The sequence below is a fragment of the Tatumella sp. UBA2305 genome (assembly GCF_002345795.1).
Lineage (GTDB): Bacteria > Pseudomonadota > Gammaproteobacteria > Enterobacterales > Enterobacteriaceae > Tatumella > Tatumella morbirosei.
Window position 1 is genome coordinate 63,435 of the sequence record NZ_DDVT01000001.1, and the last position, 20,578, is coordinate 84,012.

Here is a 20,578-nt window from a genome sequence, read left to right on the forward strand (position 1 = left end):
ACGTTACTGTGCACCAATCGTCAGGCGGGCGACCTGGTTTGTACGAATAAAACGACTTAAATCTACTGGCTGGCCGCGGAACTGAACAGAAACAGCCGCCGGTGCACCAATTTTTAACCGGTATGGGGTTTTGCCACTCAGATTAAGCGTCCCCCCTTTGTGCTGTAAGCCACTGAACAGTTTTTTACCTGTTGCATCAGTAACTTCCAGCCAGCAATCCGCGTTAAAATTCATGACAACGGCATCCGGACTGGCGGGTGCGGGAGCCGCTGTTTCCGGCGCTGGCTGGCTATCCACAGTTGCTGTCGCCGGGGTACCGGCACCGGCTGCGGCTGCAGTCTGGTCCGCAGTACTGCCAGTCGCAGGCAATGACGTCCGGGACGGAGAAACGGCCGCAGGCTGTGATGCTGGCTGCGTGGTCGCAGCATCGGCAGAGGCTGACGGAGCAACACTGTTCACAGCCGGAGTAGTATCGGTACTGACCGGGGCCGACTGGCTCTCTGTCGGCGAACTGTCAGCATCTCCTGTAGATAGCGGAATAGACTGCTCATTCCCCCCGGCAGAGTTATCGGCAGCTGAACTGGTCATCGCAGCCATATCCGCCTGGGAAGCTTTGTGGTTCTGCCACCACCATGCCACGGTCAGACCGATAACCACCAGGATGACCAGTACAGTAAAGGTTGTCAGCATCCCGTCACGCTTTTTACGCCGGCTACTGCTCCCCAGTGAGATGTTATGCATCGGGGTGATTTTGGCTGAGCGAACCGGGGCCTGCTTTGACAGCATAGGCAAAATATCATCTTCCGGTACGTTAACCAGCCGTGCATAAGAGCGGATATATCCGCGCAGGAAGGTCGCCGCCAAATCAGTCGGTGACTTATCCTCCTCGATATCGCGTACCGTGGACACTTTCAGGCAAAGACGTTCTGCAACATTCTGCTGCGTCAGTCCTTTTGCTTCACGGGCGATACGCAGGCGTTCACCTGTGGACTGGACTGCAGATTTTTCTTGGGTGGCTTCAGTATTCATTAGCTAAATAACGCTGGTACTGTATCGAAAGTGGATAATTCCGCGCTAACTGGTCACCGTAACGTTTCACATCAGCGGTAGCCTGTTGTCGCGCGGCGTAAAGAATCTCTAACCATAAACTTTCTGCAGTAGCAGAACGTTGCTGGTGATAAATATCGGCCAAAAATCTTGTATCCGCGTACTTCTGCTGCTCCAGCCGCTGTCCTGCTTCTGCCAGCACTGTTGCTGCAGCGGAACTGTCATCCATGATAGCGGTAATCAGCCTTTCAGCCGCCAGTGCAGTTTTTCCTGCATCCAGCAAACAGAACCCTGAGGATAGCAGAGCCTGAGTCCTGCTGCCGGATTCTGTCGCCCGCATCGCCCGCGCAAATCGGGGACGGGCCTTATCATACTGCCCTAAAGCACAGAGAAACGCACCGTAATTATTAAGCACATAGCCATTTTCCGGCGCCATTTTCTCTGCCTGAGTGTAACAGACTGCGGCCATCTCATCATGCCCCCGGGTCTGATAAAGTCTGGCCAATGCTAAAACCGGCCGGTAATCGGCGGGGGCATTCTGTCGCGCGCGCTGCAAATGACGTTCGGCAGCGGCGTAATCCTTCGCCAGCAGATAGTGTAGCCCCAGTTGCAAACGTGCTTCGGAAGCGCGTGGTGGCGGGAAACTTCGGCAACCACTCACGGTAAGTAATACTACCAGCGCGTATATCATCCATGATTGTAGTGACATTCCCTGTCTCCTGCTCGTCCATTGAGCAGGAAGACTCACACAGTCTGAAGGCTGAGGGAATGTGCTGATGGTTTAAGCTTAGACAGCCTTCACAGAGATTTCTTCACCGGCAGCTTTTTTGCGCAGGGTACGCTTAGTCCGATCGATAACATCTCCGGCTAACTGTCCACAGGCTGCATCAATATCATCACCACGGGTTTTGCGTACGATGGTGGTAAACCCATAATCCATCAGTACTTTAGAAAAACGATCTACCCGGCTGTTAGAACTGCGGCCATAAGGTGCTCCCGGGAAGGGGTTCCATGGAATCAGGTTGATTTTACATGGCGTATTTTTCAATACTTCCGCCAGTTGATGCGCATGATCTGTACTGTCATTCACATGATCCAACATCACATATTCAACGGTGACACGGCCCTGATTGGCATTCGACTTTTCCATGTAGCGCTTAACTGACTGCAGAAAAGTTTCGATATTGTACTTTTTGTTGATCGGTACAATATCATCACGTAATGCGTCATTTGGGGCATGCAGCGAAATCGCCAGGGCGACATCTATCATATCGCCCAGTTTATCCAGCGCCGGAACCACACCGGAGGTAGAAAGCGTTACACGGCGTTTTGACAGGCCAAATCCAAAGTCATCCAGCATAATCTCCATCGCCGGAACCACATTGTTCAGGTTCAGCAATGGTTCACCCATTCCCATCATCACCACATTAGTGATAGGACGCTGCCCCGTCACTTTGGCCGCACCGATGATTTTGGCGGCGCGCCAGACCTGTCCGATGATTTCAGAAACCCGCAGGTTACGGTTAAAGCCCTGTTGTGCAGTGGAACAGAATTTACACTCCAGCGCACAACCCACCTGAGATGAAACACACAAGGTCGCGCGATCATTTTCAGGGATATACACCGTTTCAACTAACTGATCACCGACACGGATAGCCCACTTGATAGTGCCATCAGAAGAACGCATCTCTTCAGCGACTTCAGGCGCACGAATTTCGGCCACCTGGCTCAGTTTCTGCCGCAGGACTTTATTAATGTCGGTCATTTGCTCAAAGTCATCACTGCAATAGTGATAAATCCACTTCATGACCTGATCGGCACGAAACGGTTTTTCCCCGAGCTGAAGGAAAAATTCACGCATTTGCTGGCGGTTTAAATCCAGCAGATTGATTTTGGCTTTTGGCGACGCGGCGACAGGCGTGACGGATACAGGAGTTGCTGCAGGTTCGGACATAATAATCTCTGGCCTCGTTGTTACACGTTATGGCACGGTTATAGGTAGACAGTTAAAAAGGAACACCCCCGCAGAACGATCTGCAGGGGTGCTCATTGTACATTATCTGTTGCGGGATGCCATTCAGGGTCGCCCCGTTTACTGACTATTTTGTCACTGTTTATTTACAGTAACGGCCCGCAGGGACAGATTAACGGGTACGCGGGCAAACTTCACCTTCAGCGAAGAAGTAAGCAATTTCACGTGCCGCTGATTCCTCGGAATCAGAACCGTGAGTTGCGTTTTCGGTGAAGCTGTCAGCGTAGTCGGCGCGTAAAGTACCCGCCAGAGCGTTATCAGGGTTAGTTGCACCCATCAGATCACGGTGACGCTGAACGGCATTTTCGCCTTCCAGAACAGAAACAACAACCGGACCTGAAGTCATGAATTCTACCAGACCATCAAAGAAAGGACGGCCTTTGTGTTCTGCATAGAAACCTTCAGCCTGCTCTTTGGTCAGGTGCAGCATTTTTGCAGCAACAATTTTGAAGCCAGCGCTTTCAAAACGGTTATAGATAGCACCAATCACGTTTTTAGCAACTGCGTTTGGCTTGATAATAGAAAACGTACGTTCGATTGTCATTTTGACCTCAGTCTGAACTTCCACAATAAATCACCCGAACAGTTAAAGCCGACTGAAAAACAGTGTACGAAATAACCATTCCGGCGAAGAAACGGCGCAAATTATAGGGGTCTGCGCCGCCATTGCCTATGGTAAATCGCATTTTTTTTGAAAAAATCCTGAGACGGGCCGCAGAATCGCAAAATGGTGAGCAATTCATAACCATTTTTGCCCCACCGGTAGTCAGGCACGGTCTGACCTGACGTACGACACATCACCTCCCCCTCTTTTTCACCAGGAGATCTTGAGCTGACCGGTAAAATCACCGACACTCAAAAAAACGCAATTGCACAGGAGAGGCTATGAATCCGGCACTTTTTGTCACTACCGACTGGCTGTCCGCCCATCAGCACGATGAACAACTGCAAATTCTCGATGCCAGAATGCTGCCTCCCGGCCAGGAACTGACCCGAAATATCACCAGTGAGTATCTGGCCGGGCATCTTCCTGGCGCCCCCTTTTTTGATATTGAGGCGTTATCAGACCACAGCAGTCCTTTCCCACATATGCTGCCACGTCCCGAGGCCTTTGCGGTCGCTATGCGTGAACTGGGGGTCGACAGTGATAAGCATCTGGTAGTTTACGATGAGGGGAACCTGTTTTCTGCACCACGTGCCTGGTGGATGCTGCGCCATTTCGGTGTAGCACAGGTCTCTATACTGGCTGGCGGATTGCAGGCCTGGAAAGCGGCCGGATTACCCACAGAAACGGGAAATCCGTCACTGGAGGACGGGAATTTCGAAGCCCATCCTCAGCCGGGGCAGGTTAAACGGTTAAATGATGTCCTGCTGACCAGCCATGAAGGAGGAGCTCAGATTATTGATGCCCGCTCAGCGGCCCGCTTTAATGCCGAGGTGGATGAACCCCGTCCGGGTCTGAGGCGTGGTCATATTCCTGGCAGCCGGAATGTTCCCTGGACTGACCTGGTGGCTGACGGGCGGTTACTCGATGATGAGAAGTTACGTGAAGTATTCCGTGCAGCCGGGGTGGACATCAGCCAACCGGTGATAGCCAGTTGTGGTTCAGGAGTTACCGCCGTGGTCCTTTTAGCAGCACTGTCTCAGTTGGGAAATAACGATGCCGCGCTATATGACGGTTCCTGGGGAGAATGGGGAAGTCGCGACGATTTGCCGGGCGTGCTGTAACACAAATATTCCGGGGGAGACTCCCCCGGAAACATTAAAGAATACGCTGTCCACCTTTCAAATCCAGCCCGCGCAGAAAACTACCGTGTGGACGCTGGTAAAAAGGCTCAATATGGGCGATGAAGAAGTGACTGACACCTGACGCCTGCTCATTCACTTCACAAAAATCAATCAGTGCATCATCCGGCAGAGTATCTATCGCAACATGCCCGGCTGCCTGAATGATTTCCTGCAGATCTGCACTTGCTTCAATACCAATCAGCAGATTACCTTCCTGCTCAGCACTTTCACGACACCAGGCAAGAAATGCTCTGCGTACCGGTTTGTATTTACCAAACAACTGTTTTAACGACGAAACCAGCTGGGCCGGAGGCTGTTCTACTGCCGACAGCAACAAGGTCTGCCCGTGGTCCGGAACGCTGAACTCACTGAGTGCATTCCCCGCGCCACTGAGCAGAGCACGGATTTCTGCCGCAGTAAACTCTTTACCACTGCTGAGTTTCGGGTTCAGGAACAGTGTTTCACCGCGGGTCATTTCAAACAATGCTCTGGCGCTCAGTTTCAGTCGTGGCTTGTTTTCACCTGCCGCTTCTATAAATGCCGCTTCCGAAGTAAAGAACGGAATAACCGACTGCCCGTCATCTTTTTCCCAGTGTTCCAGGTCATAACTGGCACTGTTTTCTGTTTCACCGGCAGACTGGCTGCCGGCCGTCCAGACTTCAGATTCCAACAGTCGCTGAAAAAACTCAGGACGATGAGCCGGCTCAGTAGCCGCTTTACTCAGTAGATCTTCAAGTGATATCTGCATTTGTGACCTGCCCGAAAAATAAGGGCAGACCAAAGTCTGCCCAAAAATAACTGACCGCGAAATTATTTCAGTAACAGGTTAGCCAGAGTACGCACACCCAGCCCCGTCGCACCGGCTGACCACTGGTCAACGGCACTTTTACGGTAAGTGGCAGAGCAGTCAATATGCAGCCAGCCTTGCTGATAATCTTCGACAAACCAGGAGAGGAAAGCCGCCGCACTACTTGCTCCGGCAGAATGTGCCGGGCTGGCAATATTGTTCAAATCAGCGAAGTTTGATGGCAGATGCTGACGGTGGAATTCAGCCAGTGGTAAACGCCAGAACTGTTCACCTTCGGTTTCTGCACTACTCATCAACTTAGCGGCCAGTTGGTCATCAAAGCTGAACAAGGCATGATAATCATTACCCAGTGCCGTTTTGGCCGCACCGGTCAGCGTTGCAGCGTCAATCAGTAAGCGCGGCTTTTGAGCGCTGGCGTCAATCAGTCCGTCAGCCAGCACCAGTCGACCCTCCGCATCGGTATTCATGACTTCAACTGATTTACCGTTACGGTAACGGATAATATCACCCAGCCGTAATGCACCGCCGCTGACCATATTGTCTGCACAGCAAAGGATTAGCTTTACACGTTTCTTCAGGCCACGGCTAATAGCCAGTGCCAGTGCCCCGGTCAGCGTAGCCGCCCCCCCCATATCAGATTTCATCGAATCCATAAAGTTACTGCCTTTCAGGCTGTAACCTCCGGTATCGAAAGTGATCCCTTTACCGACCAGGCAGATATCTACCGGTTCGGCGTCATCACCTGACGGATTGAAATCCAGGGTCAATAATACCGGTGGACGGGTTGAACCGCGGCCGACGATATGCAGTCCATTGTAACCTTGTTCGCGCAGGTCTTCGCCTTTGGTGATGCGGTACTTCACTGCATCCCCCCCCACCCCGGTCAGCAGATCAATGGCGGCGCCTGCCAGTTCTTCCGGCCCCAGCTCTTCTGCCGGTAAATTGATAACATCGCGAACCCAGTCAACTATCTTCAGCCGGTTTTGGAATTCCTGTTTATCATTATCGCTTAACGCCGGCCACTGGACTTCACGGTGGGCTTTAGGTGAACGGAAACCCTGCCAGAATGCCCAGCAACGCTCAAGATCCCAGTGTTCTCCGGCAAGCTCAACCGAACGGATCCCCTGACCATCAATTCTGTGTGCAGCACGCTGGATAACCTGCAACTCATTTCCTGAAGAAAGGTGAATAGTCATCCCTTGATCAGCACTGGAAATAATGGCTTTTTCTCCCCAGCGGGCATCAGCGGCCTGCTGGCTGAGTCTGATCTGCATATGTTGTGTGGTCATGAAATCACTCCTTAATCGTTATTCGTACTCATCCATCCAGACTAACAGAATTGCTTCGAGGATTTTTTCATTAGAAGCTTCCGGATTATCATCAAAATCTTCCAGTTCACAAACCCACCGGTGTAAGTCGGTAAAGCGGACTGTTTTAGGATCAGTATCCGGATAGAGATCGTAAAGTGCTTCGCCGATGGTACGGCTGTCGGTCCATTTAATTGACATTTTGCTTCCTCTGACAAAAAAGGGCCGGAAATTTCCGGCCCACAGGAATAAAAATTAATGTTCGCGTGCGTGGTTCAGGGTATAGCGAGGGAATTCCACGACTAAATCTTCATCGGCAACGCGTGCCTGGCAACTCAGGCGACTGTCCGGTTCAAGCCCCCAGGCTTTATCCAGCATATCATCTTCATCGTCGGTGCTTTCTGCCAGCGAATCGAATCCTTCACGAACTACGCAATGACAGGTCGTGCAGGCACATGACTTTTCACAGGCATGTTCCACTTCAATCCCGTTGCGTAATGCAACATCCAGAATAGTTTCACCAGGGGCTGCATCGTAGACTCCGCCTTCAGGCAGCAGGTCTTTATGGGGTAAAATTACAATTTTAGGCATACTTAAACCTCATCCACAGAGTGTCCGGTCAGTGCCCGACGAATTGAGTTATCCATCCGGCGTGCGGCAAACTCCTGAGTCACTTGATCCAATAATTTAATTCCGGCAGCTATCAGTGCCTCGTCATTACCTTCCACAGCAACCCTCAGGCTGTCCTGAGCATCGCGAATTTGCTGCAGCTCATCCGCAGAAAGTAATGCGCTGTCTTCTTTAAGTGCACCGTCGAGGCTTTCCAGCACCCGCAGGCCATCCACTTTTTGTTCTGCCAGTTTCCGGGCCGCCACATCATCACGAGCATATGTCATTGAATCCGTGATCATCGTCGCTATCTCATTCTCAGTCAGACCATAGGACGGTTTTACCTGGATAGAAGCTTCAACGCCGGTTGATTTTTCCATTGCCGTAACGCTTAACAAACCATCAGCATCGACCTGGAAAGTCACACGGATATGTGCGCCGCCCGCAGGTAGCGGTGGCAGACCCCGCAGTGCGAAACGAGCCAGTGAACGGCAGTCACTGACCAGTTCACGCTCGCCCTGAACCACGTGAATACTCATGGCTGTCTGGGCATCTTTAAAGGTGGTAAATTCCTGAGCACGTGCCACCGGGATCGTGGTATTGCGGGGAATCACTTTCTCTGTCAGTCCCCCCATGGTCTCGAGTCCCAGTGACAGTGGAATGACATCCAGTAGCAACATCTCACTGTCTGGCTTATTACCCACCAGAATATCAGCCTGAATGGCCGCCCCTAAGGCGACCACTTTATCGGGGTCTATCGAGGTCAGCGGCTGACGGGCAAAGAACTCGCCCACGCTGTTACGCACAGCCGGTGTTCTTGTTGAGCCTCCAACCATGACAACTTCTTTGACTTCATCAACGCTGACACCGGCATCTTTTAAGGTGCGGCGACAGGCGATTAATGTCCGTTTGACCAGTGGTGCAATAAGCGCCGTCAACTGTTCACGGCTGACCGTTCCCTGCCAGTCGCCCACAACAACAGAAGTGCTCTCGTGTTCACTGAGGGCAATTTTTGTGGCGGTGGCAATATCCAGGATCTGTCGCTGTAATTTGCGATCACTCAGATCAGTAATACCGGCTTCGCGACAGATCCATTCGGCCAGTAGCTGATCGAAATCATCACCCCCCAGGGCAGAATCTCCACCGGTGGCCAGAACTTCGAACACTCCGCGGCTAAGACGCAGTATCGAGATATCAAAGGTCCCGCCACCTAAATCATAAACCGCAATCACCCCTTCCTGCCCGGAGTCAAGTCCGTAGGCAACAGCCGCCGCTGTCGGTTCATTTAGCAGACGCAGTACATTAAGACCTGCAAGCCGTGCAGCATCTTTGGTTCCCTGACGCTGAGCATCATCGAAATAGGCTGGTACTGTGATGACCACACCCTCCAGTTCACCCCCTAACGATTCCCGGGCCCGGACCGCCAGCTCCGACAAAATATCTGCCGACACCTGAATCGGATTGACCAATCCGGAGGGAGTTTCCATCATCGGCAGACCATTTTCACTGGCCCTGAACTGGTAAGGGAGGTGCGGATAACGCTGTTGGATATCGGCCAGCGAGCGACCAATCAGACGTTTTACTGAACTGAAGGTATGTTGTGGATCAGAAGCAGCTTGCGCACGGGCATCCCAGCCGGTGATCACCTGCCCCGGCTGGTAACTCACCACAGAAGGCAATAATTGACGCCCCTGTTCATCCGGCAAAGTCTCTGCCTGTCCGCTCCGGACAGTCGCTACTAAAGAATGGGTCGTACCAAGGTCAATACCTGCAGCCAGCTTACGCTGGTGAGGGGCTGCACTTAATCCTGGTTCACTGATTTGTAATAACGCCATAACGAGCTTCCCGTTTAAAAATCCAGCAGTTTCTCTTCCAGCTTTTCTGCTTCGACACGCAATCTGAAGAGAAATCTTAGCTTACGCACGGTGTCTGCCGCTTCCGGCCACTGCTGCTGAACAAATAACTGCCGCATTTGCTGACTCCGCTGCTGTTCCATATCATTCAGGCGACTGAAGTACGATGCCAGTGCATCACTATTTTTCTGCTGCTCAATATTTTCCAGCTCTTCCCGCAACTCCAGTTGCTCCATCAGAAAAGCCGTATCACGTACGGTATGCTGTTCGTTATTAATATCGAACCCATGCAGAGACAACAGATATTCTGCCCGGGAGAGTGGCTGGCGCAGGGCCTGATAGCCCTGATTGATAGTGGCCGCGTGTTGTAACGCTTTAAGCCGCTCTGCTTCCGGTGAGGTCGCAAACTTGTCAGGATGATACTGACGCTGCAGTGTCTGGAACCTGTCTGCCAGCACCGCAGTATCAATATCAAAGGATTCTGGCAAATCAAACAGGGTAAAATAATTCATAACCGGCCCGAATCTGAGAAAAATAAAAAAAACGCCCCAGCAGGCTGGGGCAGATGTTCAGTGTATGACACAGAAATTATACGTTGAAACTCTCGCCGCAACCGCACTCATCTTTCACGTTAGGATTGTTGAATTTAAAGCCTTCATTCAGGCCTTCTTTCACAAAATCCAGCTCTGTACCATCCAGATAAACGAGGCTTTTGCCATCGACCACGACTCTGACGCCCTTCTGCTCAAACACAGTATCTTCAGGCTGTGGTTCATCCACAAACTCAAGCACATAGGCCATCCCAGAACAGCCTGATGTTCTTACGCCCAACCGTAACCCATAACCTGAACCACGGTTTGCCAGAAAACTACTGACACGCGCAGCAGCGGAATCGCTCAGGGAAATCGACATCTCTCACCCTCGCTTACTTATCAGTCTTTTTGCTCTTATAGTCAGCAATTGCTGCTTTAATCGCATCTTCAGCCAGAATAGAACAGTGGATTTTTACCGGGGGTAATTCCAGTTCTTCGGCAATTTGCATGTTCGAAATGCTTTGTGCTTCATCCAGAGATTTACCTTTTACCCACTCGGTAATCAGTGAACTGGAAGCGATCGCTGAGCCACAACCGTAAGTTTTGAAACGCGCATCTTCGATGATACCGTTATCGCTGACTTTGATCTGCAGTTTCATCACGTCACCACAGGCAGGTGCACCGACCATGCCACTACCGATAGTCGGGTCAGCATTGTCAAAAGAACCCACGTTGCGGGGATTTTCGTAGTGATCAATTACTTTTTCGCTGTAAGCCATTTTATATTCTCCTGAAGACTGTTAGTGATGCGCCCATTCGATGCTGTTCAAATCGATACCTGCTTTAAACATTTCCCACAACGGAGAAAGGTCACGCAGCCGGCCGATAGAATTGCGCACCAGATTGATGGCGTAGTCGATCTCTTCTTCAGTAGTAAAACGTCCTAAAGAGAAACGAATTGAGCTGTGGGCCAGTTCATCGTTCATACCCAGAGCACGCAGTACGTATGACGGCTCCAGACTCGCAGACGTACAGGCTGAACCAGAAGATACGGCCAGATCTTTCAGGGCCATAATCAGCGACTCACCTTCAACGTAGTTAAAGCTGATGTTGACGATATTGGGTGCGCCATTTTCGAGATCACCGTTAAGGTAAACCTCTTCCATATCTTTCACGCCATCCCACAGACGGTCACGCAGACGGCGCAGACGAGCCATCTCAGTGTCCATCTCCTCTTTCGCGATACGGTATGCTTCACCCATACCAACGATTTGATGAACGGCCAGTGTGCCTGAACGCATACCACGCTCATGACCACCACCGTGCATCTGAGCTTCCAGACGTACACGGGGTTTACGGCGGACATACAGTGCACCAATACCTTTCGGGCCATACAACTTGTGTGCCGAGAAAGACATTAAATCGACTTTTAATTTACTCAGATCGATAGGCAGTTTACCTACGCTCTGAGTGGCATCAACGTGGAAAATAATTCCGCGTTCACGGCAAATCTCACCGATAGTCGCAATATCCTGAACCACACCAATCTCATTATTGACATGCATGATAGAGATAAGGATCGTATCTTCACGAATCGCATCTCTCAGGACAGCCAGATCAATAATACCGTTAGTCTGAGGTGTCAGATAAGTGACGTCAAACCCTTCTCTTTCCAGCTGACGGCAGGTATCCAGCACCGCTTTATGTTCGGTTTTACAGGTAATGATGTGCTTACCCTTTTTCTGATAGAACTGAGCTGCACCTTTAATCGCCAGGTTATCAGCTTCGGTCGCACCCGAGGTAAACACTATCTCGCGGGGATCAGCCCCGACCAGGTCTGCAATCTGATTACGTGCAATATCTACCGCTTCCTCTGACTGCCAGCCGAAACGGTGTGAACGGGAAGCGGGGTTACCAAACACCCCGTCCAGAGTCAGATACTGCATCATCTTCTCGGCAACACGCGGATCAGCCGGCGTGGTTGCAGAGTAATCCAGATAAATTGGTAATTTCATTGCTCTTAAACTCCGTACATCACTTCAATGCTAATAATTTATATTATGGCGAAGATATTACGCAGGCAAAAAACGCCATAGTCTCTAGTTGTAAGCACGCAGCTTGACGTCAATGGCTGATTGCAGGCGTGGGTCAAGGAAACGTCGGTTATCATTATTCTGACGATCCGCTACCTCAAGAATTTCCTGATTATTCACCAATTCAGCGAGGGTGATATTATTCAGAAACTCACTGATTCTGTCACTTAAATCACGCCACAATACGTGAGTAAGGCAGCGTTCACCGCCCTGACAGCCTTCTTTACCCTGACAACGGGTCGCATCGACAGATTCATCCACCGCAGTAATCACTGTGCCTACGGCAATCTGGCCGGCATCTTTACCCAGCAAATATCCGCCACCAGGTCCACGAACACTGGATACCAGCCCATTTTTGCGCAAGCGGGAAAATAACTGCTCAAGATAAGAGAGCGAAATCCCCTGACGCTCAGAAATATCGGCCAGAGGTACCGGGCCTTCATTGGAATGAAGTGCCACATCCAGCATGGCAGTGACAGCATAACGTCCTTTGGATGTCAGTCTCATCGTTATACGACCTCGATCAGTATCCGGTTACCGGAGTGTTAATAAAGTTGATAAGCTCAGTCTGACATTCCTGAGTAATTTGGTCAACTATTTAACCGGGTAAATTACTCAGGTATTTAACCGCACGTGCTGCCACCGGGCGCGATTACCCGCGGTTTTTCGGCTCGTGTTTTTCGAAGGAAGCCAGCATACCCCGTAATATATTCAACTCATCGCGCTCCGGACGGGCACGGGTAAACAGACGACGCAATTTGCTCATCACCTGCCCCGGTTGATCCTTACGCACAAACCCACTGGTCAGCATCATGTTTTCCAGATGGACATAGAAACGTTCCAGGTCATCCACCAGCGGATACGGAGATTCTGCGTAAACCGGAGCCGGTGTTTTAGCTGCTTCAGCCTGTAGCCAAGCCATCCGCACTTCATAAGCAATCAGCTGTACGGCCATCGCCAGATTTAATGAGCTGTATTCAGGGTTAGCAGGGATAGCAACATGGTAGTGACATTTTTGCAGTTCTTCGTTGGTCAGACCGACACGTTCACGGCCAAATACTAATGCCACCGGAGCCTGCTGGCCTTCTTCAACACTCTTTACACCACATTCTCTGGCATCGAGCATTGGCCACGGTAAAGAACGTGAGCGAGCACTGGTCCCAACCACCAGACTACAACCGGAAATCGCTTCATCCAGTGAGTCTACAATGCTGGCATTACCAATTAAGTCGCTGGCACCGGCCGCGAGAGATATGGCCTGAGAATCTGGCTTAATCAGGGGATTAACCAGATAGAGGCTGGAGAGGCCCATAGTTTTCATGGCACGGGCAACTGAGCCCATATTCCCGGTGTGCGATGTTTCCACCAGGACGATACGAATATTCTGCAACATAATTGGAGGCCGCTCTTAAAATGATGGAAGGATACTAACATAAAAAGAGACATTATCTGAACAGGCTGCTATACTTCTCCGCGTTTTTTCGTTCTTTAACATCCAGTGGGAATAACTGATGCATCCGATGCTGAACATCGCCGTGCGCGCTGCGCGCAAGGCCGGTAATTTAATCGCCAAACACTACGAAACACCCGATGCCGTTGAAGCCAGTCAGAAAGGCAGTAACGACTTCGTCACCAATGTCGATCGCGAGGCGGAACGCCTGATTATTGAGGTAATTCGTAAATCTTACCCTCAGCACACCATCATCACAGAAGAAAGTGGTGAACTGGAAGGTGAAGATAAGGATGTACAATGGGTTATTGATCCACTGGATGGCACCACCAACTTTATTAAACGTTTCCCTCATTTCTCTGTTTCAATCGCCGTACGTATTAAAGGCCGCACCGAAGTTGCGGTGGTCTATGATCCAATGCGTAACGAGTTGTTCAGTGCCGCCCGCGGACAAGGTGCTCAGTTAAACGGTTACCGTTTACGTGGAAGCTCTGCACGTGACCTGGATGGTACGATTCTGGCGACCGGATTCCCGTTCAAAGCCAAACAACATGCTGCCCCGTTTATTAATGTGGTCGCCAAACTGTTTACTCAGTGTGCTGATTTTAGACGTACCGGTTCTGCTGCACTGGATCTGGCCTATGTTGCTGCCGGACGTACCGACGGTTACTTTGAAATTGGACTTAAACCCTGGGACTTTGCCGCGGGTGAACTGCTGGTCCGTGAAGCGGGTGGTCTGGTGACCGATTTTACCGGTGGACACGGTTATATCAGTTCAGGGAATATTGTTGCCGGTAACCCGCGTGTAGTCCGCGCTATTCTGGCATCAATGCGTGACGAGCTAAGTGAAGCTCTGAAACGTTAATCCGCCCAACGGCAGACTGTGGCCCCCGCAGTCTGCCAGGATAATGACTGTCAGCCCTATCCCCCGGACTTATCTCTCAATTCCCCCGCCATAGTGCGAATAAAGTGTGACGTCGCTTCAACCTCTGACTAAAACCCCCTGCAGTTTCTTTTCCCTGTTCTTATCATTAGTTAACCTCATGTAATACCTACTGCGCCGGGAGAGAATTATGAGCGAAGACCGTCGTCCGCCGCCGGCGTTATCCCGAAGCCAGCGGCAAAGCTATATGACGCTGCTACTGGTGATAGCAGAGCAGTCACTGGATGCATTTCAGTTACAGATTCCTGATATGCCAGCTTTGCCGCCGGAAACAGCACAAGACTTAATGCTGTTAACTGATATTCTGCGTAATAATTACCAGTTGCAACTGGTCACATTACCTGGAGAATGTTACCGGCTTACGGGCAGTGAACTGCAAAAACGTATCTGTCTGTTCTCCCATTTCCGTCGGCTGTTACGTCAGGCCCCGTCTCTGGCAGAGAATATTGCCCTGAAAGTCGAACAGCGCATGCAAAGCCGGAAGCCCGGCCCACTCCATTTCGACGAGTGTACGCTGACACAACTTATTCCGGCTTCCCTGCCGCCTAAGATGTGCGGCCACCTCAATGCCAGTAGTGTGGTACTGCTGAAACTGGTACTTAATTACTCATTTTCCTCTGCTGAACGGGTGCGCTTTAATCGCCGGCAGCGGGAATGGCTGGGCGCCAAAGAGTGGCAGCCAATGGCAAAAAATATTGCCGCTTATTGCCAGAATCAGGGAATGCCCTCCAGCGAGCTCCCTGAAGATGAGATCCTGTTCCTGACTTTATTGTTGACACTGCTGGATACGCCTTCAGGGAATTTACAGCACGGCCATCTGCAAACTCAGCTAATGGCGGCTACCGGGCAACTGATTAGTCGGTTTGGCAGACTCTCTTCGATTGATATGTCAGGTAACCTTACGTTGCAACAACGGCTGTATTGCCACTTAAGTCTGGCTATTGAGCGCCACTATTTTTCGATTGGTATCGACAACAGCGTCAGTAATGAACTGATTGATATGTATCCTGGCATGTTCCGGCTGACCTCACAGGCGCTTTCCGTATTTGAGCAACAATACCAACTGACATTCTCCAGACAGGAAACCATGCTGATAGCTTTACTGCTGGTCTCCGGGGCGATGGAAATTACCGGTTATGAGGAAAGGCAGATTATCGTTCTGACCAATGACAATCCGGAACTGGAACAGGAAGTGGAAAGGATTTTGCGCGAATCGGTACTGTTGCCAGTGACAGTGCATCGGCAGTCTCTGAGTAGTTTTCGTCAATACGGTGCCCCCCGGGGAGTTGCACTGGTGATCTCGCCTTATATCGTTCAACTGCCGCTTTTTTCTCCCCCACTGATTCACACTGAACTCCCTATAACGGAACACCAGCAGGAATGTATCCGGAAAATACTCAGTGCATAAAAAACGGCCCGTTACCGATCTGCTTAACACAGTCGCAAGGGCCGTTTAACAGTGAGCAGGTTCACTTCCGGCAATCAGCTGCTCTCAGAATCAGTCATCTCAGGCGTAAACCGGCAGCCGTGCACAGATTTCCAGCACTTTACCTTTGACGCTCTCGATGGTCGCTTCGTCGTTAATGTTGTCCAGAACATCAGCAATCCAGCCAGCCAGTTCACGAACATCAGCTTCTTTGAAGCCACGACGGGTGACTGCGGGGGTACCGATTCGGATACCTGAAGTCACGAACGGACTTTTCGGGTCATTTGGCACACTGTTTTTGTTAACAGTGATATTGGCACGACCCAGCGCTGCATCCGCTTCTTTACCGGTCAGGTTTTTATCCACCAGGTCCAGCAGGAAAAGATGGTTATGTGTTCCACCGGAAACGATGTTAAAACCGCGAGCCAGCAGAACTTCAACCATCGCTTTCGCGTTTTTTGCCACCTGCTGCTGATAAGCTTTAAATTCTGGCTCCATCGCTTCTTTCAGCGCAATCGCTTTACCAGCGATAACATGCATCAGAGGCCCCCCCTGACCGCCCGGGAAAACCGCCGAATTCAGTTTTTTATACAGTTCTTCATCGCCACCTTTCGCCAGAATCAGGCCGCCACGGGGACCTGCCAGAGTCTTATGGGTGGTTGAAGTGACGACATGTGCATGCGGTACCGGTGTCGGATAAACACCCGCAGCCACTAAACCAGCAACGTGTGCCATATCAACGAATAACCATGCGCCAACACTGTCAGCAATCTCACGCATTTTTTCCCAGTCACACACACCGGAGTATGCAGAAAAACCACCAACAATCATTTTTGGCTGATGCTGTTTAGCCAGCTCTGCCAGTTCGTTGTAATCGATTTTGCCGCTTTCATCGATGCCATAAGGAACGACGTTGTAAAGTTTACCGGACAGGTTGACCGGTGAGCCATGAGTCAGGTGGCCACCGTGTGCCAGGTTCATCCCAAGGATGGTGTCGCCGGGTTGCAGTAATGCGGTGTAAACTGCGAAGTTAGCCTGAGAACCGGAATGTGGCTGAACGTTGGCAAAATCTGCGCCAAACAGCTCTTTTGCACGGTCAATTGCCAGTTGCTCTACGATGTCAACATATTCACATCCGCCGTAGTAACGCTTCCCGGGGTAGCCTTCTGCATATTTATTGGTAAGCTGTGAACCCTGAGCTTCCATCACGCGTGGGCTGGTGTAGTTTTCTGAAGCAATCAGTTCAATGTGCTCTTCCTGACGCACTTTTTCCTGCTCCATAGCTTCCCACAGTGGGGCATCATAATCGGCTATGTTCATATCTCGCTTTAACATCCGCATCTCCTGACTCAGCTAACTTAAAAACGGCATTTTAACACCCATCAGCGGGCAACGGCCCACAGTGTAAACTCTTTTAACGGTGGACGGTAGCCGGAATACATTCTTTTTGCGCAAACGATTGGCAATCAGTATTACTGCGGGTCAACTGTCTCAACTATGCTCCTTTTTTCACCGGATTTTCGCCACAATCCGCAAGTGTTATCGCGCTCCCTGTCACACAGAAAGACCCTGATTAGACTAAGCCTGTTTACATTCAGCGTTGCCGGATATAACATGTATTTAAAATACATGTTATATGATCTACTGAAAGGAATTGAAAATGCCTGATACCAAAACACTGGAACTGGTCAGATCTACCCTTCCTGCGATTGCTGCTGCCGGCCCTGCGGTGACAAAGCACTTTTACCAGAGAATGTTGAGCCACAATCCTGAACTGAAAAATGTGTTTAATCTGACCAATCAGGTCAATGGCCGTCAGCCAGAAGCTCTGTTTGCTGCGCTATGTGCCTACGGCAGCCACCTGGACAATCCCTCAGCCTTGTTGCCTGCCGTGGAAAAAATCGCCCAAAAACATGTCAGTCTTTCCATAACCCCGGAACAGTATGCAATTGTCGGGGAACATTTATTGGGGACTATTCGTGAATTACTTAATCCAGGCGAGGACGTGATTAATGCCTGGGCAGAGGTGTATGGAGTTCTGGCCGGCATCTTTATCAATCGTGAAGAACAGATCTATCAGGCGCACGAACACCAGCCGGGTGGATGGCGTAATACCAGGCGGTTTATTATCAGTGAAATCACGAAGCAAAGTGATGTGATTAAAAGTTTCGTACTGACACCGGAAGACGCCTTACCGGTAGCCGGTTATCTTCCGGGCCAGTACCTGTCATTATACCTGCAGCCGGAAGGCACGCCTTACCGACAAATCAGACAATATTCACTGACACGAAATGCCAATGGCCGCGATTACCGGATTGCGGTACGTCATCAGGAAGGTGGAACAATCTCAGGCTGGCTGCATCAACAGGCTAAATGTGGTGACCTGCTGGAAGTGGCTGTACCCGGCGGCGATTTTGTCCTGGATGAGTCACTGACACCCGCACCATTAACATTGATCTCCGCCGGCGTCGGTCAGACCCCTTTACTGGCGATGCTTCATCAACTGGCAGAACAACATTACCCGGCAGAGGTTAACTGGTGGCATGCCACCCACAGCAGCGACACGCATGCTTTTGCTGATGAAGTGACAAAGCTTGGCAATCAGCTTGAGAAATTCAGCCAGTTAATCTGGTACAGTGCCCCACAAACCGGGGATAATCCTGCAGCTCAGTTCAGCGGACGAATGGCGGTGAGTGTGGCCGGAACAGAACAGTTCAGCCCGCAACATCATTTTTATCTTTGCGGGCCTCTGACATTTATGCAGTCTGTTTTTGAACAGCTAACAGCGGCCGGCATTTCGCCTGACCATATCCATTATGAGATGTTCGGGCCACACAAATCCCTGTAGAAAAGCGGGGGTTACCGGGCCTGGATAAACAATACATGGCCCGGTGAAGCCATCAGATAGCTTCTTCGTCTTCTTCCCCGGTACGGATACGGATAACACGGGCAACATCGAACACGAAAATTTTACCGTCTCCAATTTTCCCGGTCTGAGCCGTACGCATAATGGTTTCTACGCAGGTATCAACGATATCATCAGAAACTACCAGCTCGATTTTCACTTTAGGCAGAAAATCGACCATGTATTCCGCACCGCGATACAGTTCAGTATGCCCTTTCTGGCGCCCAAAACCTTTCACTTCCGTGACGGTCATCCCGGTAATACCCACTTCAGCCAGCGATTCACGGACATCATCCAGTTTGAAGGGTTTAATAATCGCATCAATTTTTTTCATATCAGAACCTTTTATTTCGCCAGTGACCCCGGAGCCTGGTTTTACCGAATCAGTGAAACCATAGCTTAATTGACGGCACCACCGGAATGACAATAAAAATAACTGGCAGCAAATTACCCTTTAAAATCGCTCGCGTCCAGTTCATGACGAGAGAGAAGTTTATAAAATTCAGTACGGTTACGCCCTGCAAGCCGTGCAGCATGGGTGACATTTCCACGGGTCATCTGTAGCAGTTTACGTAAATAATTTAATTCAAACTGATTTCTGGCTTCAGCAAAAGTCAACAATGCGGTGTTTTCTCCAGCCAGAGCCTGCTCAACCAGACGATCGGTGATCACCGGGGCAGTGCTCAGTGCTACACACTGTTCAATCACATTGACCAGCTGACGAACATTTCCGGGCCAGCTGGCAGTAATCAGCCGTTTCATGGCCTCAGCCGAAAAACTGCGAATATGCGGTTTATGCCGGTCAGCAGCCTGACGCAGCAGTGCATTTGCCAGTAACGGAATATCTTCTGCCCTGTCATTCAGTGAGGGTAAACGAAGTGTCACGACATTCAGGCGATAATAGAGATCTTCCCGGAATTCCTTTTTTTCCATGGCTTTCGGTAAATCACGGTGAGTCGCCGAAATAATCCGAACATCTATCGCCACATCCTGATTACTGCCTAACGGTCGGACAGTTCGCTCCTGCAATACCCGCAACAGCTTCACCTGCAACGCTGCAGGCATATCACCAATTTCATCCAGAAAAAGCGTCCCGCCCTGGGCTGCCTGAAACAATCCTTCCCTGGCATTTACCGCCCCGGTAAACGCACCTTTCGCATGACCAAATAACTCTGATTCCAGTAATTGTTCCGGTAATGCACCGCAGTTAATCGCGATAAACGGGCTATTTTGCCGCGGACTGGCCTGATGAATGGCTTTTGCCAGCACTTCCTTTCCGGTGCCACTCTGGCCCTGGATTAAGATGCTGACATCCGAACGGGCAACCATTTGTGCCTGTTCCAGCAAACGCATCATCACCGGGCTACGGGTCACAATAGCGTCACTTAACTGATGTTCGGTTACCGTTCCGCGCTGAGCCAGCGCCTGGTCAATTGCCTGGTATAAGGCATCACGGTTGACCGGTTTGGTCAGAAAGCTGCACACTCCCTGTTGGGTTGCCGACACAGCTTCGGGAATCGACCCGTGAGCGGTCAGAATGATCACTGGCATTCCCGGAAACTGTTTCTGAATTTCGCCAAACAGAGTCAGTCCATCCATATGATCCATGCGCAGATCACTGATCACCAGATCAACCGGTTCACGGATTAAATGTCGTAACGCATCGGTGCCATTTTCGCAGGCAGCTACCAGGAATCCCTCGCTGCGTAACCGCATGCCGAGTAATTTGAGTATTCCCGGGTCATCATCCACCAGTAATAATCTTGCGGCTTGTTTTGTCATGG

The 20,578-nt window shown here is 50.6% G+C and carries 22 protein-coding genes; 4 read left to right on the plus strand and 18 right to left on the minus strand.

From position 1 onward, the window contains the following. Positions 1-3: 3 nt before the first annotated feature. The 4 genes from rodZ to ndk all read right to left on the minus strand — a co-directional run bounded on the left by rodZ (position 4) and on the right by ndk (position 3,623). Positions 4-1,029: a cytoskeleton protein RodZ gene (gene rodZ / locus B3Z23_RS00325; RefSeq protein ID WP_294899933.1), complete on the minus strand. Its 1,026-nt coding sequence runs from the start codon at positions 1,027-1,029 to the stop codon at positions 4-6. After that, the gene (pilW, locus tag B3Z23_RS00330) at positions 1,019-1,756 is read right to left on the minus strand and encodes a type IV pilus biogenesis/stability protein PilW (protein ID WP_294899937.1); all 738 of its coding nucleotides are present in this window, start codon (positions 1,754-1,756) and stop codon (positions 1,019-1,021) included. Before pilW ends, rodZ begins: the two co-directional genes overlap by 11 nt. 78 nt (positions 1,757-1,834) lie before the next feature. Next, a complete protein-coding gene (locus B3Z23_RS00335) occupies positions 1,835-3,001 on the minus strand; it encodes a bifunctional tRNA (adenosine(37)-C2)-methyltransferase TrmG/ribosomal RNA large subunit methyltransferase RlmN (protein WP_294899940.1) in 1,167 nt (388 codons plus the stop codon). Positions 3,002-3,191: 190 nt separating this feature from the next. Then, entirely contained in the window at positions 3,192-3,623 is a 432-nt protein-coding gene (gene ndk, locus B3Z23_RS00340; protein WP_294899943.1) for a nucleoside-diphosphate kinase, read from the minus strand. A gap of 341 nt (positions 3,624-3,964) precedes the next feature. On the opposite strand from ndk, the gene sseA reads away from it, so the two are divergent. Beyond that, on the plus strand, positions 3,965-4,807 hold the full coding sequence (gene sseA / locus B3Z23_RS00345) for a 3-mercaptopyruvate sulfurtransferase (protein ID WP_294899945.1): 843 nt from the start codon (positions 3,965-3,967) through the stop codon (positions 4,805-4,807). 34 nt (positions 4,808-4,841) lie between these two features. Here the strand turns inward: sseA and sseB are convergent, their stop codons facing one another. The 11 genes from sseB to trmJ form a co-directional block, all read right to left on the minus strand. Continuing rightward, positions 4,842-5,615: an enhanced serine sensitivity protein SseB gene (sseB, locus tag B3Z23_RS00350; protein WP_294899948.1), complete on the minus strand. Its 774-nt coding sequence runs from the start codon at positions 5,613-5,615 to the stop codon at positions 4,842-4,844. 62 nt (positions 5,616-5,677) lie between these two features. Beyond that, positions 5,678-6,964, minus strand: coding sequence for an aminopeptidase PepB (gene pepB / locus B3Z23_RS00355; protein WP_294899950.1), 1,287 nt, complete (start codon positions 6,962-6,964; stop codon positions 5,678-5,680). Positions 6,965-6,982: 18 nt separating this feature from the next. After that, entirely contained in the window at positions 6,983-7,183 is a 201-nt protein-coding gene (gene iscX / locus B3Z23_RS00360; RefSeq protein ID WP_294899952.1) for a Fe-S cluster assembly protein IscX, read from the minus strand. A gap of 54 nt (positions 7,184-7,237) precedes the next feature. After that, positions 7,238-7,573: an ISC system 2Fe-2S type ferredoxin gene (fdx, locus tag B3Z23_RS00365; protein ID WP_087489291.1), complete on the minus strand. Its 336-nt coding sequence runs from the start codon at positions 7,571-7,573 to the stop codon at positions 7,238-7,240. A gap of 2 nt (positions 7,574-7,575) precedes the next feature. Then, entirely contained in the window at positions 7,576-9,426 is a 1,851-nt protein-coding gene (gene hscA, locus B3Z23_RS00370; RefSeq protein ID WP_294899956.1) for a Fe-S protein assembly chaperone HscA, read from the minus strand. A gap of 14 nt (positions 9,427-9,440) precedes the next feature. Then, positions 9,441-9,956 carry a co-chaperone HscB gene (gene hscB / locus B3Z23_RS00375; RefSeq protein ID WP_038022752.1) on the minus strand — a complete coding sequence of 172 codons (516 nt, stop codon included), beginning with the start codon at positions 9,954-9,956 and terminating at the stop codon, positions 9,441-9,443. Positions 9,957-10,032: 76 nt separating this feature from the next. Next, a complete protein-coding gene (gene iscA / locus B3Z23_RS00380) occupies positions 10,033-10,356 on the minus strand; it encodes an iron-sulfur cluster assembly protein IscA (protein ID WP_038022191.1) in 324 nt (107 codons plus the stop codon). Between the two features lie 13 nt (positions 10,357-10,369). Next, a complete protein-coding gene (gene iscU / locus B3Z23_RS00385; protein ID WP_038022194.1) occupies positions 10,370-10,756 on the minus strand; it encodes a Fe-S cluster assembly scaffold IscU in 387 nt (128 codons plus the stop codon). A gap of 21 nt (positions 10,757-10,777) precedes the next feature. Continuing rightward, the gene (locus B3Z23_RS00390) at positions 10,778-11,992 is read right to left on the minus strand and encodes an IscS subfamily cysteine desulfurase (RefSeq protein WP_038022197.1); all 1,215 of its coding nucleotides are present in this window, start codon (positions 11,990-11,992) and stop codon (positions 10,778-10,780) included. A gap of 84 nt (positions 11,993-12,076) precedes the next feature. Next, positions 12,077-12,577 carry a Fe-S cluster assembly transcriptional regulator IscR gene (gene iscR / locus B3Z23_RS00395; RefSeq protein ID WP_038022199.1) on the minus strand — a complete coding sequence of 167 codons (501 nt, stop codon included), beginning with the start codon at positions 12,575-12,577 and terminating at the stop codon, positions 12,077-12,079. A 145-nt stretch (positions 12,578-12,722) separates the two neighbouring features. Beyond that, on the minus strand, positions 12,723-13,463 hold the full coding sequence (gene trmJ, locus B3Z23_RS00400) for a tRNA (cytosine(32)/uridine(32)-2'-O)-methyltransferase TrmJ (protein ID WP_294899968.1): 741 nt from the start codon (positions 13,461-13,463) through the stop codon (positions 12,723-12,725). Positions 13,464-13,581: 118 nt separating this feature from the next. Between trmJ and suhB the strand changes: the two genes are divergently transcribed. Both suhB and csiE read left to right on the plus strand, forming a co-directional pair. After that, positions 13,582-14,385, plus strand: coding sequence for an inositol-1-monophosphatase (suhB, locus tag B3Z23_RS00405; RefSeq protein ID WP_038022205.1), 804 nt, complete (start codon positions 13,582-13,584; stop codon positions 14,383-14,385). A gap of 208 nt (positions 14,386-14,593) precedes the next feature. Beyond that, on the plus strand, positions 14,594-15,871 hold the full coding sequence (gene csiE, locus B3Z23_RS00410; protein ID WP_294899973.1) for a stationary phase inducible protein CsiE: 1,278 nt from the start codon (positions 14,594-14,596) through the stop codon (positions 15,869-15,871). Positions 15,872-15,970: 99 nt separating this feature from the next. Here the strand turns inward: csiE and glyA are convergent, their stop codons facing one another. Next, on the minus strand, positions 15,971-17,224 hold the full coding sequence (gene glyA, locus B3Z23_RS00415; protein WP_294899976.1) for a serine hydroxymethyltransferase: 1,254 nt from the start codon (positions 17,222-17,224) through the stop codon (positions 15,971-15,973). A gap of 325 nt (positions 17,225-17,549) precedes the next feature. Between glyA and hmpA the strand changes: the two genes are divergently transcribed. Next, positions 17,550-18,737, plus strand: a complete 1,188-nt coding sequence (gene hmpA, locus B3Z23_RS00420) for an NO-inducible flavohemoprotein (protein ID WP_294899978.1) — start codon at positions 17,550-17,552, stop codon at positions 18,735-18,737. Between the two features lie 52 nt (positions 18,738-18,789). Here hmpA and glnB read toward each other — a convergent pair whose 3' ends face one another. Both glnB and glrR read right to left on the minus strand, forming a co-directional pair. Beyond that, on the minus strand, positions 18,790-19,128 hold the full coding sequence (gene glnB / locus B3Z23_RS00425; RefSeq protein WP_038022216.1) for a nitrogen regulatory protein P-II: 339 nt from the start codon (positions 19,126-19,128) through the stop codon (positions 18,790-18,792). A 113-nt stretch (positions 19,129-19,241) separates the two neighbouring features. After that, positions 19,242-20,576 (minus strand): two-component system response regulator GlrR, encoded by a 1,335-nt coding sequence (gene glrR, locus B3Z23_RS00430; protein ID WP_294899983.1) that lies wholly within the window; start codon positions 20,574-20,576, stop codon positions 19,242-19,244. Positions 20,577-20,578 lie beyond the last annotated feature (2 nt).